Here is a 25,349-nt window from a genome sequence, read left to right on the forward strand (position 1 = left end):
CCTATGTCGCCATCCACTGGACATTAAAAGCCCGCTCGATAAACCACACCAAAGCCAGCAATAAGGTGAGAAGAGAGCCGCCGATGAACATGCCTTGTTGATAAAAGCGTGTCTTGCGCATGACGTAAGCGAGTGGCAAAAAGATCGCCACGATGGCTAGTTGGCCCAGCTCGACGCCCACGTTAAACCCGACCAAGCTAAAGATCAGGGCATGGCTTGGAAGGCCCAAGTCTGCCAGCACCGTCGCAAAGCCAAAGCCGTGGATCAGCCCGAACACAAAGGCTGCGACCCACCGCCGCTCGCCAACCATCGGGTACATGTTGTTCAGTGCCGCCAACACCACCGAGAGTGCAATCACCGACTCCACCCAGCGCGAAGGCAACTCAATCAACTGCAAAGCCGCCAGCGACAGGGTGATCGAGTGGGCGATGGTGAATGCGGTCACAACCCACAGCACTTCACGACTCGCATCCTTGAAGCGGGCGACCGGCACCCAACGCTTTCCCTGCCGCACCAGCACCACAGGCAATAGCAGTGCGAGCAAGAAAAGAATATGGTCAAACCCGATCCAGATATGCCAGACCCCTTGCACCAAAAATCCGCCCAACTGGCGCAGACTGGAGAGGGCTTTGGGCGTGAACTGCTGCTGGGGTGTTTCCGGCGAAAAGATGGAGGAGGTGGTTTCCCCGTCCAGATCCAGGCGCAGCAGGCCGCGATGCAGGGCATCCACACCAAACAGCAGCCGGTAGTTCACCGACACGTCGGCATCCGCTACGGGGCACTCACCCTGCAAACGCATGACCGCGTAGGCGCCATCCGTATGTTCGTCAATCAAGTGCTCGGTCACGCGCAGTGGGCAGCGCCCGCCACGCTCCACGGTCAGGGCATTGGTGCTCCAAGCGTCGATATCGCCGTGTTTGGCTCGCACCTCACCCCACGTGATGTCGCCATCCCCGTTGGCATCGAGACCGAGGGCAAAGTCAATGTCGCGCAGTGCAATATCCCACTGTCCGCTGACTTGGCGACCGTCTACCTTGAGTGCCAGATAGCTATCGCTGGCTTTGTGGGCCTGTGCCGGTAGCCAGCCAAGGCTCAACAGCAGAACAAGAATCAAGCGCCAATTCATTTCAGCTCCTTGGCGAGTTGTTTCATCCGGAGGTCTCCGAAGTTACTGGCACTCAACCAGTCCACAACCGGTTGGGCCGCAGGGGCTTGCCGGGCCACCACAGCGGCTTCCAGCAACACCCGCGCATCCCTCGGTTCGCGCTGGTACGCATAGTTTTCCTGGGCCAGGCGCAGTGCTGTGGGCGCATCTTTGCGGACCTGCAGCTCGAACCTTGATTCTTCGGCGAGGTGGGTGGTATCGCCCCTTGCGCGGGCCGCGGCGAAGCGATCCGCCAGCATCTTGACGTGGCCGGCAGCCTTGGGGCTGGAAGTCAGTGTTTCCGCAATAGTGAGGCGGACCAGCAGGCTGTCGGCTGACTCCCAGCTAGACAACAGCTTGACGACGTCGGCAGCCTGGCCGTTGTCCAGCAAAAAGTCGGACCATGCGGCCAACAGGTAAATGTCGTCTTGGCCCAGGGCCAAGGCTTGGTGGTAATGCTGCCGGGCGTCGGCTGTCCGCCCTTGCCAAGCGGCGACTTCGCCCATTCGGGTGAGTAGCCACAACTGGCTAGCGGTCGAGCGGGCCTGCGCCAGCGCTTGACGCAAAGTCTCGTAGCCCGCTGACAGATCGCCGGAATAGCTTTGGGTTAAGCCCTGGCAGGCGCCGTGCAGGGCGTCGCGGCCGAGCTGCTCCAGGGCGCTGCACTCTTTGCGGGCTGCGCTGTAGTCTGCTTGCACCAGATAAATGGCGCCCCGCCAGGCGTGGGCTTGGGCGTAGCTGGGGTCCAAGGTCAGCGCCTGGGCAAAATCTTGTAGGGCCCCTTGAAAATCATGTCGGTACTGGCGCAATACGCCTTTCAAGGTGAGTAGTTCGGGGCTTAGGGGACCTGCAAACGCAGACACCACCGCATCGGCGTAGCCGATGTAGCGCGGGTCGCCCTGCGCATTGGCAAGGTCGACGTAGCGTTGTACCAACGCGGCTTGGGTATCCGGGTCTTTGGGGCGCTGGCGCGCGGAACTGCGCAGGGTGGCCAGTTCTTGTGCCGCAGGGTCTGCAGCACGAGCCGGTAGTTTTTGTAGCACCTGATTGTCAGAGGCCGGAACAAACGGGGCCGCAATTGCCCCCTGACTTGCCAAACCACCCGCGAGGGCTGCGGACCACATCCATACCGTTAAGCGCATAAGCATAGGTAAATTTTTCATAAGTGGCGTACATTTAGCAGACCATCTATCCCGGTGGTTCAAAACCTGTCATCGGAGTCTAACCATGAACAAGATTTTTAGCGTAGTAGTTGCTTCCGTCCTTGCGACCGCCTCTTTCGGTTCTTTTGCAGCGTCCCACGGCGGTGCCATGAAAGACGACAAAAAAATGGAAGAGTGCAAGAAGATGGACGCTGCCAAAGCCGACGACAAGATGAAGGCAGAGTGCAAAGCCATGATGGAGAAGAAGTAAACCCTCTGCGAGGTTTGCTTTCCAAAACGGGCCTTCTGAACTGCACCCCAAAGGTTGGACATCAATCCAACCGATGGGGTGTTTTTCATGACGAAACACAGTGAGAGCTTCAAGCTCGAAGTTGTTCAAAAGTATCTGGACGGACCGCTGGGCCACAAGGCTTTGGCCAAGCAGTACGGGATAGGTCGTAACAGCATCGCGAACTGGGTGCACCGCTATAAGGCCCATGGTCTGAATGGACTGCACAGAAAGCCGGGGGGCTACTACAGCGCAGAGTTCAAGTTGAACGTACTGCGCCAAGCCAAGCTTCGGGAGTTGTCGAACACGCAAGCGGCCACGCTCTTTGACGTGCGTGGCGGTGGAGGCATCGTGGGTTTGTGGCGGCGCCAGTACGATGAGGGTGGCCTGCAAGCGCTCCACCCCAAACCCCGAGGCCGCCCTCCCATGAAGTCCCCCAAGCCCAAATCCGCGCCAGCCGCCCCCGCGCAGAAGGACGACAAGCGCTCGCTGCAAGAGTTGCACGAGGAGAACGAGCAACTACGTACGGAGGTGGCCTACCTAAAAAAGTTGGAGGCCTTGGTTCGAGCCAATCGGCAAGCTGCGCTGAAAAAGTGCAAGCCGTCCTCGAACTGAGGCCACAGTTCCTGCTGCGTCGACTACTGCAGTCCGCAGGCCTGTCGCGAAGCACGTTCTACTACCAAGCCAAGGTGCTGCAGGCTGGCGACCGATACGCCGGATTAAAGGGCAGCATTCAAGCTGTGTACGAACGCCACAAGGGGCGCTATGGCTATCGGCGCATCACGGCCGAGCTCGGACGCAGCGGCCAAATAGTGAATCACAAGACGGTGCAGCGTCTGATGCAGAGCCTGGGCCTGAAGTCGCTGGTGCGACCCAAGAAATATCGCTCCTATCGGGGCGAGATGGCCTCGACGCCCAACCTACTCAATCGTCGGTTTGAGGCCGAGCGTCCGAACGAGAAATGGGTGACCGATGTGACCGAGTTCAATGTGCGCGGCGAGAAGCTGTACCTGTCGCCCGTGATGGACCTGTTCAACGGAGAAATCGTGGCGTATGAAATGAACGAGCGTCCGCTCTTCCAGCTGGTGGGAAACATGCTCAAGAAGGCGCTGTCGCGACTCACTGCGCAGGAGGCTCCGATGATGCACTCAGATCAAGGCTGGCAGTACCAGATGGAGGCCTACCGACAGCGGCTACTCGAGCGAGGCCTGACGCAAAGCATGTCCCGCAGGGGTAACTGCCTGGACAACGCAGCGATGGAGAGCTTCTTCGGCACGCTGAAATCGGAGTTCTTCCGTCTCAACAAATTCGACAACGTCCAGCAGCTACGACAGGGACTAGGCCGCTACATCCACTACTACAACCACCAGCGTATTAAGCTCAAACTAAAAGGCCTGAGCCCGGTGGAGTACCGAACCCAGGCCTTGGGCGCCTAGCTTCCAACCGTCCAACTTCTTGGGGTCAGTTCATTCGGGCCCGTTTTTGTTGGGTGTCTTGCCTCGGTTGAGCGGGCTACACTCGCCCGGCTGCTAGAACCTCCGGAGTCCGTTATGTCGATTTCGTCACCCGCTTACCCCTTGCTTCTTGAACGTACCCTGGCCGCGCCACGCGCTGCGGTGTGGCGCTGCTGGACAGAGCCAGAGCTCTTGTGTCAGTGGTTTTGCCCGAAGCCTTGGGGCGTTAGCCATGCTGAGCTGGAGCTGTTCCCCGGCGGCCGGTTTTTCACCCACATGGTGGGCCCCAACGGGGAGCAAGTGCCGAATCCCGGTGTTTTTTTGAAGGTAGATGCAGGGCGCCAACTGGTTTTCACCGATGCCTTTGTGAGTGCATGGGTTCCCAGTGCAAAGCCGTTCATGGTGGGTGACATCACCTTTGCGGATAGCGCAGACGGCGGCCCTCACTATATCGCCCGTGCCCTGCATTGGACGGAGTCAGACCAAAAGCGCACGAGGCGATGGGCTTTCATGAAGGGTGGGATGCAGCTACCAAGCAGCTCGATGCCCTTGCCGCCTCGCTGTGAGTACTTTTACTTTTCCGGTCCGGGTGTATTGGGAAGACACCGACGCGGGCGGCGTTGTGTTTTATGCCAACTACCTGAGGTTTTTTGAGCGGGCCCGCACCGAATGGTTGCGTGCAGCTGGCGTGGAGCAGCAGCGCCTGCGTGACGACACCGGCGCCATGTTTGTAGTTGCCGAGGTGCAAACCCGCTATCTGGCACCAGCCTGTCTGGACGATTTGCTGCAGGTGACAGTGCGGGTCGAAGAGCAAGGTGCTGCCAGCATGGTGATCGTGCAAGAAGCATTTCGGGGCGACATGTTGCTAGCCAAGGGCCGCATTCGGATTGGTTGTGTACACGCTGAAAACCTGAGGCCCTGCCGAATACCGGCTAGGGTCGTCAACGCCTTGGTCGGTTCAAGTAATAACTAATCTGGATGCACTGGCGCCGCGTCGGGTGGCGGTGCTTGACCTGGGGCAGGGGCGAGTGCCATTTTTGCCAGTGCAGTGGCCAGCCAAGTTTGTACCAGCTCGAATGTCATACCACGGGCGAGCAGGGACGGGCCGAGAGCGCTGAGCACGGGATGTTTGAAAGTCCAGCGCCATGGTCGAGCCCATGCCAAGGTGGCGCCAAATGCTAATGCGGTGGCCACGGCGGCCACCGGGTGGCGTTGAACCATCGGGCGCACCCAAGCTTGAATAACGTCACCCGCCAATTCGCTGCTGGAGTGCAAGGGGTGTTGTTCCCACCAATACTTCAAGCTCGGGCCGACTGCATCCCACAGCATAGTGCCGCCAGGCAAGATGGTTTCTAAAGCCTCAAAAAGTCCCGAGCTGGCGGCCTCGCTGCGTCTGTTGGCATTGCTGGTGTTGCTTGTCGCGAGTGCTGCCCGGAGGCGCTCGCGTGAAATGGTCAGCTTCTCTAAGGCACCGAGTATGGCGTTGTTCATGTCGGCAAACTACGGAGCAAAGCGATATCGGCCTGCGCTTGGCGGCGCAGTTCGGCAAATGCCGGTTCAGTGCGAACGTTCCACAAGATCACGCCACACACGGCCGCCATGACAGCCGATACTGCGGGTACCGACGCCAGTACCCACAAGGTCGCCGATGGAATGGCATTCATTTGGGTGATCCAGAACATCATGGCGACCCCTGCCAGAACTACGGCTACACATAGCAGGCCCAGCATGACCGCACCGAGCAATGCCCGGCGTATCCAAGCGGTGCTTTGGAGGGCCAGCTCGGTGCCGATGAGTTCGCTGTAAGCCTGCGCATGGTTGCCCAAGAGCTGTGGCTGGTTGGCGATTAAGTGAAAAATTGGGTGCAGCATGGTGAGCGTGAATCTTGCGCGTGTGGGATCAGTGGTTGCGCGGGCGGCTGAGCAGGCTGATCACGCCCATGAGTACGGCGCCAGTTGCAGCAGCCAGCAACACCGACTTCACCGGCTCTTGCTGGATGTATCGCGCGGTGGCTTCTCCCGTACGGTTTGCTTTCTCGCGCAAGTGCAGCGCGCTGTCCTGCACCGCGTGCAGGCCGCGTTGGGTGATCGCGTTGGCTTCGTCCGCCGCACGGTTCAGCAACGGGGTCGCTTGATCTGCTGCATCTTGGATAGCGGTGGCAAGGGATTCTGATTTCATGGATTTCCTGAGGTATAGGCGTTGGTGTCGCCAAGGTTTTTGACAGCACTCAGTGTGCGACCGTCTGGCGATACGAGGGATCGGCCAGTAGCTCGACTGGCTGCCAGTGTGGACGCTGTAGCGATGTAGGAGGGCACTGACAGAGGCCGTGAACTTGGGAGAGTAGGAAGGGAGCCTGCTGATTGCTGCAGTGGTTGCGACTGCCGGCTCGGATTGCGCCAACCAGTCCCAAACAAATACCACCGCATAAATTGCACTTCTCGCGAAGCGGTCACCAACACGGAAGGTGCTGATGATGTGCAGTTCGCACCCCCTAAGCTGACGGCAGCCCGTGAAAAGCGAAGCTGTGCTGACAAGGCTACTCCGACTTTTCAAATCCATGGGAGGACAACCCCATGCGGTACCACTGCCTGACCATTGCCGCTTTGGCAATTGCTAGTCGAGACTGTGCTGTCCGACGAAGCTGTATAAACACCGCAATGCTGGGTGAATTTGCTATCAAATAGATAGCTATATGTGCTGAATACTGGGGGGCTATGTGCCTCTTTTGCTATGGTTTGAGATCCGCTTTCAATCGGGCCAACTCGGTGTCTTTGGTGCGCCACAACTCGGCAACCCAAGCGGAGAATCCCGCTCGGAACTCGGCGTCCTCACCGTAGTTTCCGTTGAGCAGTTCCGGAGGAATTTCGATAGACCGAGCGCGCACCACCACGCGGCGCATACGCCCGCACAGAAAGTCTCCAAAAGTGGGAATGCCATCGGGGTAGTAAATCGTCACGTCCAGAACACTGTGAAACTTGTCACCCATCGCCTGTAACGCGAGGGCCAATCCACCCGCTTTGGGTTTGAGTAAGTGGGTGTAGGGGAATTGTTGTTGGGCGTGTTTGGCCGGCGTCATGCGGGTGCCCTCCAGGAAGTTCATGACGCTGGTGGGGATGAGTGCAAATTTCTCGCAGGCTTTGCGGGTGGTTTCTTGGTCTTTGCCGCGCATTTCCGGGTGCTTTTTCAGATAGGCCTCGCTATGGCGGCGCATGAACGGGAATTCGAGTGCCCACCATGCCAGGCCCATCACCGGTACCCAAATCAGCTGTTGCTTGAGAAAAAACTTGAGCAAGGGAATGCGCCGGTTCAGCAGGTGCTGCAACACAAAGATATCGACCCAGCTCTGGTGGTTGCTGCTCACCATGTACCACTGGTCGGGGCGCAGGCCCTCGAAGCCTTGTACATCCCAAGAGGTGTGTTGGGTCAGCTTCATCCAAGCACTGTTGCCACTAATCCAGTTTTCAGCGATGGACAAGATGACGGGGTCTATGCGAAGGCGCACAGCCTTGAATGGAAGCACTAGTTTGATGACCGCAAAGACCAACAAGATTGGCACCCAAAACAGGATGTTGAGGGCAAGGAGGAGCCCGGCGATCAAACCCACCAAAGCAGGAGGAAGAAAATTCAACATACAGTTCAATGTCTAAGGGCAGGGGCCGCTGTCGTGTAAGAGTCCAATTAAGCGGCTCTCGTAGGGGTGTCGGGCGCAGTATCTTCGTAAAACCACACGTTGTTGCGCCCTTTTTGCTTGGCAACATACATTGCGGTGTCGGCGTTCTTCAGCAGGTCTGCCGGGGTATGGGTTTCGCCCAAGAACAAACAGACGCCGATACTCGGCGTGGTGCGGTACGTGGTGTCGGGTAGCTCGTAGGGCTCATTGAGGCTTGACAGTACCTTGAAGGCAACGATGGAGGCGTGTTTGCGCGCAGCGACTGCATCTTCCCCGACGTCTTGGAGCAAAAGCACAAACTCATCACCGCCGATGCGCGCGATGGTGTCCACCTGTCTGACATTTTTTTGCAAGCGGCGGGCCACTTCTTGGAGGAGCAGGTCGCCCACGTCGTGCCCCAGGGAGTCGTTCAGGCGCTTGAAATGGTCCAGGTCCATGAACATCAAGGCCCCGTGCTCTTTGCTGCGCTGGCTGTGGGCAATTGCGCTGTGAAGCCGATCGGTCAGGAGCCTGCGATTTGGCAAACCGGTCAGGGGGTCATGGAATGCCATATGGCGGATCGCTTCTTCCGCTTCTTTGCGCTCGGTGATATCGCGCGCAATCGCAATACAGCGGATTTCTTCGTCGGTCACGGTGGGCTTGCGGACGACCGATAGCTCAAACCATTGGCGGCTACCGTGACGGTCGAGGTAGTACTGGACTCCGCTCGAGCGACCTTTCTGAATGGCTTGCGAGAGTGCGGCCATACAGGCGGTGGCAGCTTCTTGGGGCAAGACCTCCTGGATGCTGCGGCCTATCAAAAAGTCTGGCTCTGCAAAAAGCGCATTCTTGTTTCCGCTGTGGACCGCACGGTAATGCCCTTTTTCACCGATCTCGAACAAAAGGTCGGGTAGCGCATCAAGGGTGGCTTGCAATTCGACTTGGGCTGCACGCAGCGAGTCTTCTGTTTGCTTGCGCGCGGTGATGTCCATCAGGGTACCGACCATACGCAGCGGTGTGCCGTCTTGGCTGGTCTGCACCACTTTGCCGCGGCTGCTGAGCCAAATCCATCGGCCATCGGCGTGCCGTGCCCGGTACTCCGCCCGGAAAGAGGTGCTGTGCCCTTTGAGATGCCTTAACACCGCCACACCGAGGGGTGCCAAGTCGTCCGGGTGAATGAATTCGCTCAAAGAGCGGGGGGATTGGGCATCGCCCGGCATATAGCCCAGCATGGCGAATGCACGCAAATCCATCATGTACCCGGGCTCTTGCCGCAGGTCATGGTCCCAGCGCCCGAGGTCTGCCCCCATGATGGCCAGCTCTAGTTGCTCGGTGGTGTCGCGCAACAGGGCTTCTGCGTCTTTGCGGTCCTGGATGTTGCGCGAGACACCGAGAACACCTATGGTCTTGCCTTGCGCATCCCGCATGGGTGTTTTATGGACTTCGAAGGTGGCGCCGCTTGGGTTGATTTTGGTGACACTGCCTTCTTCAAACGTGACGGTCTTGTCGCTTTTTAACGCCCATTGATCGGACAGTGCGAATGCTTCGGCCGCTGAGTCTTCGACCCAATTCGCATCACGGGTCCCGATGATGTCTTCAGCCTGTACGCCGAGTGCCTGGGCAAATGCGTCGTTACATAGAAGATAAACGCCTTGGAGGTCCTTGACCCATATCTGGTCGGGGATGGTTTGCAGCACATTGCGCAGCATTACCTCGTTTTTGCGCAGCGCTACGCGGGCATTGCGTTCACGGGTGATGTCTTCAATCGTGCCTTCAAAGGCGACGACCTGCCCCAGTTTGTCATGGAGTGCGTGGGCATGTTCCCGCACCCAGATTCGCTGTCCCCCTTGGAGTCGGAACATTTCCGACACAAAGTCTTTGACCTTGCCGTGCCTGCGCATCTCATCGAGGAAGTCTTTGCGACGCTGGGGCTGAACGTAAGGGTTGAGGCTACGGGCCTGGAGCAGCTGGCCGAGTTCCCCTTCATCTTCGCAACGGTGAAGCCGCAAAAAAGCGTTGTTGGCTTGGAGAATGCGGCCATCCAAAGCTGCGCGATAAGCACCTATCGGAAGGTGCTCAAAAAGGGTGGAGTTGTTGCCTTTGGAAGTCACAACTGCAGCCGCGCAGGGTTATTTCAAACTGCCCGAGAGAAACTGCGCCAGTCTTTCGCTTCGTGGGGCCGTCAGGACTTGCGCGGGATGCCCCTGTTCTTCAATCAAGCCCTTGTGCAAAAAGATCAGATGGTTAGAAACCTCACGCGCAAAGCCCATTTCATGGGTCACCACCACCATGGTGCGGCCTTCTTCGGCCAGGCTCTTCATGACCCGGAGCACTTCAGACACCAACTCGGGGTCCAGCGCACTGGTCGGTTCGTCGAACAACATCACTTCGGGTTCTACGGCCAGGGCACGGGCAATAGCGACCCGCTGTTGCTGGCCCCCGCTCATGTGGGCCGGGTAGCGATCTTCCACACCAGTTAAGCCGACTTTGGCGAGGTATTTTTGTGCGGTTGCGACCGCTTCATCTTTGGGGACACCCAGTACATGGACTGGCACCTCAATGATGTTTTCCAGCACCGTCATATGGGCCCAAAGATTGAAATGCTGAAAGACCATGGCGAGCTTGGTGCGCAAGCGTTGCAGTTGCTTGGCATCTTTGGCCATCAGTTCACCGGTCGGGCCGGCAGTCAGTGCCAGCTCTTCACCTGCGACATTGATGCGCCCTTGGTTGGGCTTTTCCAGCATGTTGATGCAGCGTAGAAAAGTACTTTTGCCGGAGCCGGAACTTCCGATGATGCTGATCACATCGCCGGCATGGGCGGACAGCGAAACGCCTTTGAGCACTTCGTTGCCGCCGAAGCGCTTGTGGATGTTCTCAACCTGGAGTTTCAGGGGCTTGTTATCGGTCATGTTCTGAGCAGTCGTATCAGGTTCAGTAGAGGGCGATCGGGCAATTAAGCGCCCAGGAGTTCGCCCGTCCGGAATGCAGTGGCGCCGGCAATCTTGCCAATTTCCGCACCGGCGTGGGCGTAGCGGTCGCGCACCCGGGCATAAAACACACCGGCCACGCCAGCGTAAATCGGATGGCTGGTGTTGTCGATGGGGTTTATGACTTCGGCGACAAGGTCGCCTTTCTGCAAGGTCTGGCCCACATCAGCGATGTACGCCACCACACCGGGGCAGGGGGTATGGAGTGTTTCAGAGCCCGCCAAAGGGGTTGCTTGGGCCAAAGCCGCAGGTACTTGAACTGATGCCTCTGAATGCACTGCACCGGCTATGCACAAAAAGTCAAAAACAGCCTGAGCATCTGCTTTCGCCCACGCGTGGGACACGTCAGACTCGCCGCGCAGTTCCACCGTCGTGCTGTTACAGCCCTGTGGCAAGGGCACCTCGATGCCATCTTGCTTCAGCCGGTCTGCCAGCTGCCACCATGCGCCGGACAGGCATTCATCAAACGGACCGCTACCCGAGTTGCGCGCCAGCAAAATAGCACGCGATTGCAGCAGGTGCGCGAGTGGCTCCAGCTGGGGCCAGCAAGGCTCCTCGGTATAAAAGTGCATCACGCCCTCGCAGTCGCAATGCAGGTCGATCACATGATCCGCATCGTGCGATAGCAGCAGCAGCGTACGGCGCAGGCTTTGCAACTCGGTATCTGGTTGCCACTGGTCCAAAAACTGGCCAATGGCCTTGCGCACTGCCGTCACGTTTGCGGCGGGGTCTGCACCCATCAAGGGTTTGATGCTGTCGTACACGGCCTTGGCCAAGTCCGGGTAATGGCGGTTGAAGTTTTCTGAGCTGTCGAGCTCAAAGCGCCCCATAGGTTTGTGGTCGATGCGCTGGGCCAGCCCGATCGGGTTGGCCACCGGCACCAAAACCACTTCGCCGCGCAACCGGCCGGCTGCCTCGGCCTGGTCCAACAAGGCACGTAAATGGAATGCGGCCAACATGCCGGGCAGTTCTTCGGCGTGCAGGCTCGCTTGCACATACACCTTGGGCCCTTGGCCCCGCGCACCGTAGTGAAAGCTGCTCAGGTTGCGTAAGCTGCCCAAACTGTTGGACAGCAGGGGATGGTCTTTGCGTTGCATGATGGTCAGTGTTTACGGGGGGCAAGGTATGCCAAAAAGTGCTTCTCCGCCAAGCGGAATAAACCAATCAGGCAGAACGACGCTACCAGATAGATGGCTGCGGCTGCAAGGTAAGCTTCAAAGGGTAGGTAGTAGTCAGAGTAGATCCGGCTGGCCGCGGCGGTGACATCGAGCATGCTCGGCACGGCACTTGCCAGACTGGTGCTCTGGAGCATCATCACCACTTCGTTGCTGTAGGCGGGCAGGGTGCGGCGCAACGCACTGGGCAGCACAATGCGGCGCATGGCTTGAAAGCGGCTCATGCCATATGCCTGCGCTGCTTCGATCTCGCCCGCAGCTGTTTCACGGATGGCACCTGCCAACATCTCTGCGGTGTAGCCGGCCGTGTTCAGGCTGAAGGCGAGCAAGGCGCAGAAGAATGGTTCTTTGAAATGCGTCCAGGGCCAGACGTCATCCCAGCGTGCCTGGATCCATTCCAGCTGGCCCAAGCCGTAATAAATCAGGTACACCTGAATCAGCAGCGGCGTGCCGCGAATCACGTAGGTGTAGGCGCCGACGACCCAGCGCAATACAGCCCACCGGCTGGTCAGCGCCAGTGCGAATATCAACGCTAAAACGGCCCCGATGGCCAAGGATGACAGGAGCAGCCCCAACGTGGTGCTGATACCGGTAAGGTAGAGTTGCAGGTTCTGCGGCTCAAAAATCACGTGCCATTTCATAGCTCACCCCGCTTGGTACCGAGGCTGTAACGTGCATTGATTTTGCGCAGCACGAACAAGGAGATGCTGGTGTAGATCAAAAACAAGGCTGCCGTGAACAGAAAAAATTCGAAAGGCGAGCGTGTCGCAGCGCTGGCTTGTTTGGAGAGGTAGGTCATCTCCTTGAGGCCGATCAGGCTGACCAGCGCAGTGGCTTTGATCAATACCAACCAGTTGTTAGTGAAGCCAGGCAGGGCATAGCGCACCATTTGCGGTGCCGTAATGCGCACAAAAGCGCGGACGCGTCCCATGCCGAAGGCCCAAGCAGCCTCCATTTGGCCTTTGGGGATGGACAGGATGGCCCCCCGGAAGGTTTCTGTCATGTAGGCGCCATAGATAACGCCGATCGTAAGTACGCCGGCCAGAAAGGGATTGATGTCGACGGTTTTTTTGCTACCGGCGAGTTCCAGCAAGTGGTTCAGGCCTATCGTGCCACCGTAAAACACCAGCAGCATCACTACCAGATCGGGTACTCCCCGGATGACGGTGGTGTAGGTCGTGGAGATGGCGACCAGCACGGGGCGACCGGAGAGCTTGGCCGCCGCGCCCAGCAGACCGAGAACAATGGACACCAGCAGGGCACACAGTGAAACTCCAACCGTGAGTACCGAGCCCTGCAATATGGCGACGTAATAAGAATTCATGAAAGCCTGTGGGCGCATGGAACGCAAAGGGGCGCACTACTGCGCCCCGATGCGTGGGTGTTACAAGGTTTATTCGCCGTAAACGTCGATGTTGTACTTGGCAAAGTACTTGTCGTTCAGGGTCTTGTAAGTGCCGTTGGCGCGGATGGCCTTGATGGCTTCGTTCAACTCACCCTTGAGTTGGTCTTCACCCTTACGCAAGGCAATACCGGCGCCGTAACCGAAGTACTGGGGCATTTTCAAGTCAGGACCGACCAACTCGAACTTAGCGCCTTCAGGCTTGGACAAGAAGCCACCGGTGACTTCCATGTAGTCAGCCACGGTGCCGTCCAGACGGCCGGACTTGATATCCAGGTACACCTGGTCTTGCGCTTCGTAGGAGTTCACGATCACGCCGGCTGGCTTCAGATCGCCCATCGCGTATTTTTCTTGGGTGGAGCCCTTCAAAACACCGATTTTTTTGCCCTTGATGGAGGCTGCGTCTGTGAACTTGACGCCCTTTTTCAGAACGAGACGGCTGGGGGTGTTGTAGTACTTGTCGGTGAAGTCGACTTCCTTCAGGCGATCATCGGTGATGGACATGGAGGAGATGATGACGTCGTACTTCTTGGCGTTCAGGCCGGGAATCATGCTGTCCCAAACTTGCTCGACAAACTCGCACTTGCGCTTGATCTGCTCGCACAGGGCGTTGGCGACATCGACGTCAAAGCCGGTGGGTTGGCCATCGGCGGACTTGAAGGTAAACGGTTCGTAGGTCGGGTCGATCGCGACTTTCAGTGGGCCGACTTCTGGCGCAGGAGCGGCTGCAACGGGTGCGGAAGCAGGAGCAGCAGGTGCTGCGGGAGCAGCCTCTTCTTTTTTGCCGCAGGCGGCCAAAACGGAGGTTGCTGCCAGTGCCAGCAGGAGTTTCTTCATGGAAAAGTCCTTTGATGTACCGGACAGAGCCGGTGGTTGGGTAAAGAAAAAAATTATTCTACGGGGTAACTAGAGCAAATTTGATGCCGCCCTGTCTTGGGGCATGGGGGTTTGTACCGGTAAAAATCATGCTTTTGGCGGTTTCGGAAGCTGTCGCGCAAAGAAATTTCCGAATGCGCACAGTCTCCGCGGGAGACTTGCTCTTCAAAATCGGAATTGCCGGTAGTCCTAAGAAGCCCTACCTAGTGCGCCGGGAAGCGCAAAACCTTACACTTACAGGTTATCCCCCGGACTCCTATGAACGCCCCAGTCGACGTCTCCTTTTTCGCGCGCGCCGCCAAACCGATTTCCAGTTACCGCAAGTACTGGGCGTCCCGCTTCGGCACCGCCCCCTTCTTGCCCATGAGCCGCGCGGAAATGGACAAGCTCGGCTGGGACAGCTGCGACATCATCATCGTTACGGGCGATGCGTATGTGGACCACCCGAGTTTCGGCATGGCGGTCATCGGCCGCATGTTGGAGGCACAAGGCTTCCGCGTGGGCATCATCGCCCAGCCGGACTGGACCAGTGCCGAGGCCTTTAAGGCCTTGGGTAAACCTAATCTGTTCTGGGGGGTGACCAGCGGCAACATGGATTCCATGATCAACCGCTACACCGCGGACCGCAAGATCCGCAGTGACGACGCCTACACGCCTGGGGATGTGGGCGGTAAGCGCCCTGACCGGGCGGCCATTGTCTACAGCCAGCGCTGCCGCGAGGCCTTCAAAGACACGCCCATCGTGCTGGGGGGCATCGAAGGGAGCCTGCGTCGTATCGCGCACTACGACTACTGGAGCGACAAGGTTCGCCGCAGCATAGTCGTGGACGCCAAGTGCGATCTGCTGCTTTACGGTAACGCCGAACGTGCGATCGTGGAAATCGCCCACCGCTTGGCTGCGAAGGAGCCGGTGGAGCAAATCACCGATGTGCGGGGCACCGCTTTTGTGCGTCGCCCGGATGACGAGTCCGGCAAAGACTGGTTTGAGATCACCTCAACCACGGTGGATGAGCCGGGCCGCGTGGAGGCCCACGTCAACCCCTACATGACGACCAGCGAGCTGGCGGCCGAAAATGGCGCGACCTGCGCCAAGGAAGATGAAGCCAAAGCCACAGCAGCGGCTGCTGAGGCTGCTGGCGCTATGAATTCAGGAGCTGCTCGCGCAGACTCCACGAGCGCTACAGGCCAAAAAGACGCTAAACCCGAAGTCAATGCATCCATTGCACCGTTGACCTTCTTCGCCAACCCCGCGCTGTCGAGTGGCAAAGGCAAGCTCAAGGTGCCGCCGCGTGAGCGGTCTGTGATCCGTTTGCCGAGCTACGAGCAGGTCAAAAGCGACCCGGTGCTTTACGCACACGCCAATCGGGTGCTGCACTTGGAGACCAATCCCGGCAATGCCCGAGCCTTGGTGCAGGCGCATGGTGAGGGTTTGACCGCCCGTGATGTGTGGATCAACCCGCCGCCCATTCCGCTTACCACCGCAGAAATGGACTTTGTGTTTGATCTGCCGTACGCCCGCAGCCCGCACGCAGCCTATGCCGATGAAAATGGCAGCCATGACGGCGCGACCAAAATCCCAGCCTGGGAGATGATCCGCTTCAGCGTGAACATCATGCGCGGCTGCTTTGGTGGCTGTACCTTCTGCTCGATTACAGAGCACGAGGGCCGCATCATCCAGAGTCGCTCGGAAGAGTCCATCATCAAAGAGGTGGAAGACATCCGCGACAAGGTGAAAGGCTTCACCGGCACTATTTCTGACCTCGGCGGACCCACCGCCAATATGTACCGCTTGGGCTGCCGTAGCCCCGAGATCGAAGCGGCCTGCCGCAAGCCCAGCTGCGTGTACCCCGGCATCTGCCAGAACCTGACGACCAACCACGATCCGTTGATCAAGATCTACCGCCGTGCCCGTGCGCTCAAGGGCATCAAGAAAATCCTGATCGGCTCCGGCCTGCGCTACGACCTGGCCGTGAAGAGCCCCGAGTATGTGAAAGAGCTGGTGCAGCACCACGTGGGCGGCTACCTCAAGATCGCGCCCGAGCATACCGAGCAGGGCCCGCTCACCAAGATGATGAAACCCGGCATCGGCAGCTACGACAAGTTCAAACAGCTGTTCGAAAAGTTCAGCGCCGAAGCTGGCAAAAAACAGTACCTGATTCCGTACTTCATCGCAGCCCACCCGGGTACCAGCGATGAAGACATGATGAACTTGGCCATCTGGCTCAAGAAAAACGGCTTCCGCGCCGACCAGGTGCAAACCTTCTACCCAAGCCCTATGGCCACTGCCACGGCCATGTACCACTCGGGCCGCAACACCCTGAAGCGGGTGCATCGCACTGCTCAGAGCGAAGAAGAAACCGTGGACATCGTGCGCGGTGAAAAGCGCCGCCGTTTGCACAAAGCCTTTTTGCGCTACCACGATGCCAACAACTGGCCGCTGTTGCGCGAGGCGCTCAAGACCATGGGCCGCGCCGACCTGATCGGCAATGGCAAGCACCATCTGATTCCGACCTTTCAGCCGCTGGTGGATGGTGGCTACCAGAGCGCCCGCAAAAAGAACTCTACCGTGGCGCCGGTCAAGGCCGCTGCGGGACGGGTGCAACCCTTGGGCAAGGCCGCGGCACCGGTTAAGGGCCGCTTGCTGACCCAGCACACTGGTTTGCCCCCGCGCGACACGGGTGCGCCGAAGCCAGCATTCAAAGCGGCCCGTAAGCCGCGCTGATCCGGAGCTAGGTGTTTTTTTTCGGGTCTTTTGGGGTGTTGGCCCCCGCTAAGCTTGCGCGAGGTGCTCTTCTTTTTATAGCAATTTTCGCAGGTTTGGCCTGTGGTACGCAGGATGCGCGTGCTCAGGGCGGGTTCGTGGACTGCCCGCCAGAGAGCAAGCCCTTGAGCGCCGAGATGTTCACGGCATCCCGCGCGCAGGCACGAGACCGCGGATTTCTCTGGCGCGTTACTCGGGACGGACATAGCTCCTATCTGTATGGCACCTTGCATGTGGGCCGCGACACCTGGTTGGCGGCAGGCCCTGCGATGGCAAGCGCTTTGCAGAACGCAAACACATTGGCGCTGGAGCTTGATCCGCTGGATCCTGACAACGCCCGTCGCATGGGGGTAGCGCTGGCACAGGCTCCCTCGTGGCCACTCGCCCCCGATATGCGGCAGCGTTTGATTCGCCAGTTGCAAATGCAGTGCCTGCCGGTGAATTCGGTGGGCACGAGCCCGTCGGAACTGCTGTTGTCGGGCGTTGCCTTGGCGGTGGCACGCCGGGATGGGTTCGATGCGCAGTTCGGATCCGAGACCTACTTAGCGCTTTTTGCCCGGCAACGTGGCATGCCGGTGGTGTCCCTGGAGACCGTCGAACTGCAGTTACAAGCTTTGCTGTCATCTAGTGCGACAGAAGCCACCTGGATGTTGGAGGACGGATTGCGAGAGCTCGATGCCGGCACCGCGCGACAGAGCCTGCGGGACTTGGTCCACATGTGGGAGGCCGGCGATCAGCAGCGCCTCGACACCTACCAGCAGTGGTGTGAGTGCGTGGTAACTCCGATGGAGAAGTTACAGATGCAGCGGCTTTTAGACCAACGAAACCCCGCCATGGCGCAGCAGATTGACGCTATGCTCCGTGCAGGACAGCGCGTGTTTGCTGCGGTCGGGAGTTTGCACATGGCGGGAGATCGGGGTTTGCCCGCAGTGTTAGGCCGAATGGGCTATCAGGTCGAGCGTTTACCCTGATTGGCAAGCCTTTTTAGAGGCAGCTCAGCCTTCACAATGTTGGTAACTCTTGGTGGTAACGGTTACAAAATTCCGCTTTTGGTGCGGCTTGCCATCAGGTGACCGGTTTTTTGCAGACTTATGCAATAAGCTATGATTTAAACCAATGACAAGCCCGCGGACTCGCCACGGGTGAATGTGAGAGACATATGCTGACAGACCACGACCTGGGTGCCTTGGTGCGGGCCCAACATGCCGATCCTTTCAGCATTCTCGGGCCCCATACCGTTGAGGACGGTGTGCAAATCACTGCGCTGTATCCAGATGCGCGCACGGTCCGCGCTATGGATCGCGAGTCGGGCCGACTGCTGGGCGAGTTGCAAAGGCACGAAGGCACGGATGTCTTTTCCCTGTTGCTGCCCGGCGTAGCGTCTTTCCCTGATTACCGCCTGGAGGTCGCTTGGCAGGATCCTGAGGCGGGCGTTTCATTGCTGGAGGATGCTTACCGCTTTCCGGTTGTCCTTCAAGACATGGATTTGTGGCTGTTAGCGGAAGGCACCCATTTGCGCCCCTACGAGTGCCTCGGTGCCCACCCGGTCCAGATGTGCGGCATTGACGGTACCAGCTTCGCGGTGTGGGCGCCGAACGCCCGGCGTGTCTCGGTGGTTGGCTCCTTCAATGGGTGGGACGGGCGCCGTCATCCGATGCGCTTGCGCCGCGAATGCGGTGTGTGGGAAATTTTTGTGCCCCATGTCAGCAAGGGCGATGCCTACAAATTTGAACTGTGGAACGCACAGGGCGCAATCAGTACCAAGGCAGATCCTTTTGCATTTGCGGCCCAACTGCGGCCTGATACCGCCAGCATCGTCGCAGGCTTACCGCCCCGGTTGCCCATGCGGGCAGACCGCCAAAAGGCGAACGGGCTGCACCAGCCTTTGAGTGTGTACGAAGTGCACTTGGGCTCCTGGCGCAAAGCTGATGGCTGGCGCTGGCTGAACTACCGTGAGTTGGCAGACACCCTGGTGCCCTATGCGCGCGAGATGGGCTTCACACACTTGGAGTTGTTGCCGGTCAGCGAACACCCTTTTGACGGTTCTTGGGGCTACCAACCTTTGGGGCTTTTTGCACCCACGTCGCGCTTCGGGTCGCCCGAAGACTTCCAGTACTTTGTGGATGCGGCGCATCACGCGGGCCTCGGTGTGATTTTGGACTGGGTGCCTGCGCACTTCCCGAGTGATGCCCACGGACTGGCCGAATTTGATGGCACCCACCTGTATGAGTACGCCGACCCGAAAGAAGGCTTTCACCAGGACTGGAACACCCTGATTTACAACTTCGGCCGCACCGAAGTGCGCAACTTTTTAGTCAGCAATGCTTTGTACTGGCTGGAGCGCTTCGGCATCGATGGTCTGCGGGTGGATGCGGTGGCTTCCATGCTCTACCGCGACTACAGCCGCGCCGCAGGGCAGTGGATACCCAATAAACACGGTGGTCGCGAGAACCTGGAGGCGATTGAGTTCCTGCGCCGCATGAACCATGTGGTGGGCACTGAGCGACCAGGCGCTATCACATTGGCTGAAGAGTCCACCGCCTTCCCTGGCGTGAGCCGGCCTCCGTCGCCGGACTTGCAAAGTGGCGGCTTGGGGTTTCACTACAAATGGAACATGGGCTGGATGCATGACACCTTGCAGTACGCGTCCATGGATGGTGTGCACCGCAAGTACCACCAGAATCAGCTCACCTTCGGGCTGATGTACGCCTTCACTGAAAACTTTGTGCTGCCGCTTTCTCATGACGAGGTAGTGCACGGCAAAGCGTCTTTGCTGGGCAAGATGCCTGGTGATGCGTGGCAACAATTCGCCAATTTGCGAGCACTGTACGGTTTCATGTGGGCTTACCCCGGCAAGAAATTGCTGTTCATGGGCGGCGAGTTGGCCCAGCCCACCGAATGGGCCGATGGCGCCCAGTTGCCGTGGCACTTGGAGCAAGACCCTCGCCACCAGGGTGTGCAAAGGCTGGTGCGTGACCTGAACCGGGTGTACCGCGCGTTTCCCGCCATGCATGAGCAGGATATCGAGCCCGACGGCTTTGCTTGGATTGCCCATGACGACGCAGCGCAATCGGTCATTGCCTTCCAGCGCCGCGCCCTGGACGGTCGGGTCGTGGTGGTGGTGTGCAATTTCACGCCCGTGCCACGGCCGGGCTACCGCATCGGCGTGCCGGTGGCTGGCGCGTGGCGCGAAGTCATCAATACCGACAACGGGGTTTACGGCGGCAGCAGCCTGAGCTCGGGTGCCCGCAGCACCGAGCTGGTAGCGGCGCACCACCATGGCCAGTCGCTGGTCATCACTTTGCCGCCCTTGGCATGCCTTGTGCTCGTTCCCGGAGAAGAATGAGTCTTTCTATGCCTTTGACGACTTTGTTGCCGGGCTTTGCCTCTGCATGGGGCGCGAGCCTTACTGCAGACGGTGTGAACTTCGCGTTGGCGGCACCAGATGCCACCTGCGTGGAGCTGTGCCTGTTTGATGACACCGGCACCACCGAGCTGGAGCGCATCGCGTTGCCAGTGCGCACTGGGCCGGTCTGGCATGGGCTATTGCCCGGCGCAGGGGCGGGGCAGGTGTATGGATACCGGGTTCACGGCCCTTGGGCTCCCACGCAGGGACATCGGTTCAATCCAGCCAAGTTGTTGCTCGACCCCTATGCCTTGGAGGTCGCAGGCCGTTACGACGGATCCGACCTGCATTGGGCCCACACCCCTGAAAGCGCACGCGGCGTGCAGCAACTCGACCCGCGGGACAACGCCGCCACCGCGCTCAAAGCCCGGGTAGTGAGCGCCTTGCCGCCCGCAAGTGCGGGGCCAAAGATTGATCCCGCGCAGCGTGTGTTGTATGAACTGCACGTCAAGGGCTTCACCCAGTTGCACCCCGATGTGCCGCTGCACTTGCGTGGCACCTATGCCGGTTTGGCGCATCCGGCAGCCATTGCACATTTGAAGGCCTTGGGCATTACCACCGTGAGTGTGATGCCGGTGGCCGCGCGCGCCGACGAAGAGCGCTTGCAGCGCTTGGGGCTCAGCAATTACTGGGGCTACAGCCCCATTGCCTGGAGCGCTCCAGAGCCTCGCTATTGGAGCGGCACACCGGGCAGCAGCCCGCGCTCGGAATTCCGTGCCATGGTCGATGCTTTGCACGCTGCAGGTGTGGAAGTGATTCTTGATGTGGTCTACAACCACACGGCTGAGACCGATGAGTTCGGCCCGCTGCTGAGCCTGCGCGGCATTGCCAACACCACCTATTACCACCTGGAACCCGAAGATCCTGCCCGCTACATCAATTGGACAGGCTGCGGCAACTGCGTCAACCTTAACCACCCGATCGTGCTGCGCACCGTGATGGATAGCTTGCGCACCTGGGTGGACGACTATGGGGTCGACGGGTTTCGCTTTGACCTGGCGCCCGTCATGGCACGTGGCACCCAAGACGCCGGCTACCGCTTCCAGCCACACGCTCCGTGGTTGATGGCTGTGGCCCAAGACCCGGTGTTGCGCAACCGCCTGATGGTGGCAGAGCCTTGGGACATCGGACCCGGGGGCTATCAGCTGGGCGCTTTTCCGCACGGGTGGTTGGAATGGAATGACCGTTTCCGCGATACCCAGCGTAGCGCTTGGCTGCGGCATGGCATTAGCCGTGGTGCACTGGCCCAGCACTTGGCAGGTTCAGCCGATGCATTTGCCCGCGGGCAGCGTGCTGCGCACAGCAGCGTGAATTTTGTGACGGCTCACGATGGCTTCAATTTGATGGACGTCGTGAGCTACTGCGAACGCCACAATGAGGCCAATGGCGAACACAACCGCGATGGCCATGGCCACAACTTGAGCGTCAACCATGGTGTTGAGGGCGCCAGCGACCTGCCAGCGGTCCAAGAGGCCCGAGCCCGGCACCGGCGCACCTTGCTGGCAGCTACGGTTTTGTCATTAGGCACCCCCATGCTGTTGGCCGGCGATGAGTTGGGCCACACCCAGGGCGGCAACAACAACGCTTACTGCCAGGACAATGCCACGACCTGGTTGCGATGGGACGTTTTTGCCCTGCATGAAACCGCTTTCTGGGCCCGTGCGATCGCCTTGCGCCGGCAACTGCCGGCATTGCAAGCCGGCGGTTGGTGGCGCAGCAGTGCGGAGTCTGCCGGTTGTGGCCCGGTAGCTACTTGGGCCTTGCCGGACGGCCGCACCCTGCAGCCCGCAGATTGGGACGCCCCCCACGGCGGCGCCATGGCTGTTGCCCTTCAGGCCGGCACGCCGGACGCAGTGTTGTTGCTCCTCAACCCCAGCCCCCACGAGCAGGTCTTTTGTTTACCGCAAGGTGCCTGGCGCGTGGTTTTGGATTCCGCCGTTCCGGAGTTGCCCTCAGAAGGCAGCCCGGTGGTTGGCAATGTCATATTGCTGCAGGCAGACAGCCTCATGCTTTTGACTTGGTAACTATTTCTTCAACCGTATCTCCACCTCTGTCACACCACCATGCCACGCATCACACTGCCCACTTCGCCCTTTGATGGTCAGCGCCCCGGTACTTCGGGTTTGCGCAAAAAAGTCACCGTCTTTCAGCAGCCCCGTTATCTGGAAAATTTTGTGCAGGCCCTGTTTGATGTGTTGCCGGATGCGGCCGGGCAGACGCTGGTAGTGGGTGGCGATGGCCGTTTTTACAACCGCGTAGCCATTCAAACCATTCTGCGTATGGCCTCAGCCAAGGGCTATGCCCGGGTGCTGGTGGGGCAGGGGGGTATTTTGTCGACACCTGCAGTCAGCGCGGTCATTCGCCGCCATGGCGCCAGTGGTGGCATCGTGCTGTCGGCCAGCCATAACCCCGGCGGTCCGGATGGCGACTTCGGCATCAAATACAACGTGGCTAACGGTGGCCCCGCACCTGAAAAGGTCACCGACGCGATTTACGAGCGCACAAGGTTGGTCCGCGAAATCCGCACCATGAGCACGCCCGATATCAGCTTGGACGCGCTGGGGAGCCAGTACATCGGGAGCACCGAGGTGCTGGTGATTGACTCTGTGTCCGATTACGCCGAGGTCATGCGCAGCTTGTTTGACTTCGGCGCCATTCGGACCTTGTTTGCCGGTGGGTTCACCCTGCGGTGTGACGCCATGTGCGCAGTCGGCGGCCCCTACGCCAAAGCCTTGCTGGAGGGCGAGCTGGGCGCACCGGCTGGCACGGTGGTTAACGGCACGCCGCTTGAAGATTTCGGTGGCTTGCACCCGGACCCGAACCCAGTGAATGCCGAAGACCTGATCGCCCATCTGTTTGCGGCCAATGCCCCCGATATGGGTGCGGCGAGCGATGGCGATGCCGACCGCAACATGATCGTCGGCCGCAAGTTTGTGGTGTCGCCCAGCGACAGCTTGGCGGTAATTGTCGCCCACGCCACCTTGGTACCGGGTTACCAGGCCGGTGTGGCTGGGGTGGCCCGCTCTATGCCCACTTCGACCGCAGTGGATCGGGTGGCCAAGGCTCTGGGTATACCGTGTTATGAAACTCCCACTGGCTGGAAGTTTTTCGGCAACCTGATGGACGATGGCAAGGTCACCTTGTGCGGAGAAGAAAGCTACGGCACCGGCTCCAACCATGTGCGCGAGAAAGACGGTTTGTGGGCCATGCTGTTCTGGCTCAACCTGATTGCCGCCAGCGGCAAATCGGTCGAGACCTTGGTGCGCGAGCTATGGGCGCAATATGGCCGCTGCGTATATTCCCGCCATGATTACGAAGGCATTCCCGCCGAGCGGGCCGACGCGCTCATGCGCGACTTGCGTGCGTCTTTGCCCACTCTAGGTGGCACCACGATTGCCGGATTGCCGGTGGCTTTTGCCGACGACTTCGCCTACACCGACCCGGTGGATGGCAGCGTGAGCCAGAAGCAGGGCGTGCGCGTGGTGCTGGCCGACGGCTCGCGCGTGGTATTCCGCCTCTCGGGTACCGGCACTGAGGGCGCCACCTTGCGCGTCTACCTAGAGCGCCACGAGCCCGATGCAGCGCGCCACGACATTCCCGCCCAAGAGGCCCTACAACCCCTGATCGCCTTGGCGGAGATGGTGGCCCGCATCCGCCATTTCACCGGCATGAACCAACCTACCGTGACGACCTGAGCCGCAGAAGCACAGGCATACCTTTTTTAAAAACAAACCTAAGCGACAGGAGACAAACCCATGAGCACCCAAGACAACGCCCGCAACCTCGCGCTTCAAGAGCGCCACATGCAGCCCCACATGCTGGTGCGCCGCACCATCGCCTTGGTGCTGGCCGGTGGCCGCGGCTCCCGCCTCAAGCAATTGACCGACCGGCGCGCCAAGCCGGCGGTGTACTTTGGCGGCAAGTTCCGTATCGTTGACTTTGCGCTCTCCAACTGCGTGAACTCCGGCATTCGCCGCATCGGAGTGATCACCCAGTACAAGTCGCACTCGCTGTTGCGCCACTTGCAGCGCGGCTGGAGCTTTCTGCGTGCCGAACTCAACGAGATGGTCGACCTGTTGCCCGCCCAGCAGCGGGTGGACGAAGAGCACTGGTACCGCGGTACCGCGGATGCGATCTACCAGAACCTGGACATCATCCAGAGCAGCAAGCCTGAATACGTGGTGGTGCTGGCCGGTGACCACATCTACAAAATGGATTACTCGCTGATGCTCAAAGACCACGTGGAGAGCGGCGCTGGCTGCACCGTGGGCTGTATCGAAGTGCCGCGTGCAGAGGCTACCGCCTTTGGTGTGATGGCTGTGGACGGCACCCGCAAAATCACCGAGTTTGTCGAGAAACCTGCCAACCCACCGGCCATGCCCGGCAACGACGCGGTGTCTCTGGCCAGCATGGGCATTTACATCTTCGACTCCAAGTACCTGTACGACTTGCTGGAAGATGATTTGGCCAACCCTGAGTCCAGCCACGATTTCGGCAAAGACGTGATTCCCCGCGTGGTGCGCGAGGGCAGGGCAGTGGCGCACCCGTTCTCTATGTCGTGTGTGTCGTCCACCCCGGACGCCGTGCCCTATTGGCGCGATGTGGGTACCATCGACGCCTTTTGGGAAGCCAACCTTGATCTCGCATCGGTCACCCCGGAGCTGGATATCTACGACACCAATTGGCCCATCTGGACTAGCCAGCGCCAGTTGCCACCGGCCAAGTTTGTGCAGGATGCCGATGGCAAGCACGGCCAGGCCATCAACACCATGGTGTCGGGCGGCTGCATTGTGTCGGGCTCGGTGGTGAGCAACTCGGTGCTGTTTAGCAGTGTGCGCATCCATTCGTTTTGTGTGATTGACCAGGCCGTATTGCTGCCTGAGGTCACCGTGGGGCGGGGTTGCCGCCTCAGCAGGGTGGTGATTGACCGGGGTGTGGAGGTTCCGGATGGGCTCATCGTGGGCGAAGACCCGGTGGCGGACGCCGCGCGTTTTGAGCGCACCGACAACGGCGTCGTCCTGATCACCAAAGACATGCTGAAGCGGCTGGAAGCCCAATAACTTAG

At 59.5% G+C, this 25,349-nt stretch carries 22 protein-coding genes; 10 read left to right on the forward strand and 12 right to left on the reverse strand.

What is annotated here, in order from left to right; translation table 11 throughout:
• Window position 1 precedes the first annotated feature (1 nt).
• Both U5L73_RS10230 and U5L73_RS10235 read right to left on the reverse strand, forming a co-directional pair.
• Entirely contained in the window at window positions 2-1,126 is a 1,125-nt protein-coding gene (locus tag U5L73_RS10230) for a HupE/UreJ family protein (protein ID WP_322562256.1), read from the reverse strand.
• Window positions 1,123-2,292: a hypothetical protein gene (locus U5L73_RS10235; protein ID WP_322562257.1), complete on the reverse strand. Its 1,170-nt coding sequence runs from the start codon at window positions 2,290-2,292 to the stop codon at window positions 1,123-1,125. The genes U5L73_RS10230 and U5L73_RS10235 overlap by 4 nt, the downstream gene beginning before the upstream one ends.
• A 79-nt stretch (window positions 2,293-2,371) precedes the next feature.
• Between U5L73_RS10235 and U5L73_RS10240 the strand changes: the two genes are divergently transcribed.
• The 4 genes from U5L73_RS10240 to ybgC all read left to right on the forward strand — a co-directional run bounded on the left by U5L73_RS10240 (window position 2,372) and on the right by ybgC (window position 5,002).
• Window positions 2,372-2,557, forward strand: a complete 186-nt coding sequence (locus tag U5L73_RS10240; RefSeq protein ID WP_313880748.1) for a hypothetical protein — start codon at window positions 2,372-2,374, stop codon at window positions 2,555-2,557.
• Between the two features lie 87 nt (window positions 2,558-2,644).
• Window positions 2,645-4,011, forward strand: a protein-coding gene (locus tag U5L73_RS10245) for an IS3 family transposase (RefSeq protein WP_322560488.1) whose coding sequence is annotated in 2 segments (ribosomal slippage) — window positions 2,645-3,134 and window positions 3,134-4,011 — 1,368 coding nt in all. Because the reading frame shifts where the segments join, the coding sequence is not laid out codon by codon here.
• A gap of 114 nt (window positions 4,012-4,125) precedes the next feature.
• Complete coding sequence (locus U5L73_RS10250; RefSeq protein WP_322562258.1) at window positions 4,126-4,683, forward strand: SRPBCC domain-containing protein; 558 nt, start codon at window positions 4,126-4,128, stop codon at window positions 4,681-4,683.
• Window positions 4,592-5,002, forward strand: coding sequence for a tol-pal system-associated acyl-CoA thioesterase (gene ybgC, locus U5L73_RS10255; RefSeq protein WP_322562259.1), 411 nt, complete (start codon window positions 4,592-4,594; stop codon window positions 5,000-5,002). The genes U5L73_RS10250 and ybgC overlap by 92 nt, the downstream gene beginning before the upstream one ends.
• Here the strand turns inward: ybgC and U5L73_RS10260 are convergent.
• From U5L73_RS10260 to U5L73_RS10305, 10 genes are all read right to left on the reverse strand, one after another.
• The gene (locus tag U5L73_RS10260) at window positions 4,999-5,520 is read right to left on the reverse strand and encodes a hypothetical protein (RefSeq protein WP_322562260.1); all 522 of its coding nucleotides are present in this window, start codon (window positions 5,518-5,520) and stop codon (window positions 4,999-5,001) included. The two genes, ybgC and U5L73_RS10260, sit on opposite strands and share 4 nt — an antisense overlap.
• A complete protein-coding gene (locus tag U5L73_RS10265; RefSeq protein ID WP_322562261.1) occupies window positions 5,517-5,900 on the reverse strand; it encodes a hypothetical protein in 384 nt (127 codons plus the stop codon). The genes U5L73_RS10260 and U5L73_RS10265 overlap by 4 nt, the downstream gene beginning before the upstream one ends.
• Window positions 5,901-5,928: 28 nt before the next feature.
• Window positions 5,929-6,207 carry a hypothetical protein gene (locus U5L73_RS10270; protein WP_322562262.1) on the reverse strand — a complete coding sequence of 93 codons (279 nt, stop codon included), beginning with the start codon at window positions 6,205-6,207 and terminating at the stop codon, window positions 5,929-5,931.
• Between the two features lie 550 nt (window positions 6,208-6,757).
• Entirely contained in the window at window positions 6,758-7,660 is a 903-nt protein-coding gene (locus tag U5L73_RS10275; RefSeq protein ID WP_322562263.1) for an acyltransferase, read from the reverse strand.
• A gap of 47 nt (window positions 7,661-7,707) precedes the next feature.
• Window positions 7,708-9,789, reverse strand: coding sequence for a diguanylate cyclase domain-containing protein (locus tag U5L73_RS10280; RefSeq protein ID WP_322562264.1), 2,082 nt, complete (start codon window positions 9,787-9,789; stop codon window positions 7,708-7,710).
• An 18-nt stretch (window positions 9,790-9,807) separates the two neighbouring features.
• Entirely contained in the window at window positions 9,808-10,587 is a 780-nt protein-coding gene (locus U5L73_RS10285) for an ABC transporter ATP-binding protein (RefSeq protein WP_322562265.1), read from the reverse strand.
• A gap of 44 nt (window positions 10,588-10,631) precedes the next feature.
• The gene (locus tag U5L73_RS10290) at window positions 10,632-11,762 is read right to left on the reverse strand and encodes a succinylglutamate desuccinylase/aspartoacylase family protein (RefSeq protein WP_322562266.1); all 1,131 of its coding nucleotides are present in this window, start codon (window positions 11,760-11,762) and stop codon (window positions 10,632-10,634) included.
• 5 nt (window positions 11,763-11,767) lie between these two features.
• Window positions 11,768-12,481, reverse strand: coding sequence for an ABC transporter permease subunit (locus tag U5L73_RS10295; protein WP_322562267.1), 714 nt, complete (start codon window positions 12,479-12,481; stop codon window positions 11,768-11,770).
• Window positions 12,478-13,164, reverse strand: coding sequence for an ABC transporter permease (locus U5L73_RS10300; RefSeq protein ID WP_322562268.1), 687 nt, complete (start codon window positions 13,162-13,164; stop codon window positions 12,478-12,480). The genes U5L73_RS10295 and U5L73_RS10300 overlap by 4 nt, the downstream gene beginning before the upstream one ends.
• A 69-nt stretch (window positions 13,165-13,233) precedes the next feature.
• Window positions 13,234-14,079 carry an ABC transporter substrate-binding protein gene (locus U5L73_RS10305; RefSeq protein WP_322562269.1) on the reverse strand — a complete coding sequence of 282 codons (846 nt, stop codon included), beginning with the start codon at window positions 14,077-14,079 and terminating at the stop codon, window positions 13,234-13,236.
• A 297-nt stretch (window positions 14,080-14,376) separates the two neighbouring features.
• Here U5L73_RS10305 and U5L73_RS10310 point away from each other — a divergent pair, with 297 nt between their 5' ends.
• The 6 genes from U5L73_RS10310 (at window position 14,377) to glgC (ending at window position 25,344) form a co-directional block, all read left to right on the forward strand.
• Window positions 14,377-16,839, forward strand: coding sequence for a YgiQ family radical SAM protein (locus tag U5L73_RS10310; RefSeq protein WP_322562270.1), 2,463 nt, complete (start codon window positions 14,377-14,379; stop codon window positions 16,837-16,839).
• A gap of 137 nt (window positions 16,840-16,976) precedes the next feature.
• Window positions 16,977-17,849: a TraB/GumN family protein gene (locus tag U5L73_RS10315; RefSeq protein WP_322562271.1), complete on the forward strand. Its 873-nt coding sequence runs from the start codon at window positions 16,977-16,979 to the stop codon at window positions 17,847-17,849.
• A 188-nt stretch (window positions 17,850-18,037) separates the two neighbouring features.
• Entirely contained in the window at window positions 18,038-20,224 is a 2,187-nt protein-coding gene (gene glgB / locus U5L73_RS10320) for a 1,4-alpha-glucan branching protein GlgB (RefSeq protein ID WP_322562272.1), read from the forward strand.
• An 8-nt stretch (window positions 20,225-20,232) separates the two neighbouring features.
• Window positions 20,233-22,308: a glycogen debranching protein GlgX gene (gene glgX / locus U5L73_RS10325; protein ID WP_322562273.1), complete on the forward strand. Its 2,076-nt coding sequence runs from the start codon at window positions 20,233-20,235 to the stop codon at window positions 22,306-22,308.
• A 39-nt stretch (window positions 22,309-22,347) separates the two neighbouring features.
• Window positions 22,348-23,979, forward strand: coding sequence for an alpha-D-glucose phosphate-specific phosphoglucomutase (locus tag U5L73_RS10330; RefSeq protein WP_322562274.1), 1,632 nt, complete (start codon window positions 22,348-22,350; stop codon window positions 23,977-23,979).
• Between the two features lie 60 nt (window positions 23,980-24,039).
• Window positions 24,040-25,344 carry a glucose-1-phosphate adenylyltransferase gene (gene glgC, locus U5L73_RS10335; protein WP_416221299.1) on the forward strand — a complete coding sequence of 435 codons (1,305 nt, stop codon included), beginning with the start codon at window positions 24,040-24,042 and terminating at the stop codon, window positions 25,342-25,344.
• Window positions 25,345-25,349 lie beyond the last annotated feature (5 nt).

The organism is Rhodoferax sp., from assembly GCF_034520025.1.
Lineage (GTDB): Bacteria > Pseudomonadota > Gammaproteobacteria > Burkholderiales > Burkholderiaceae_C > Allorhodoferax.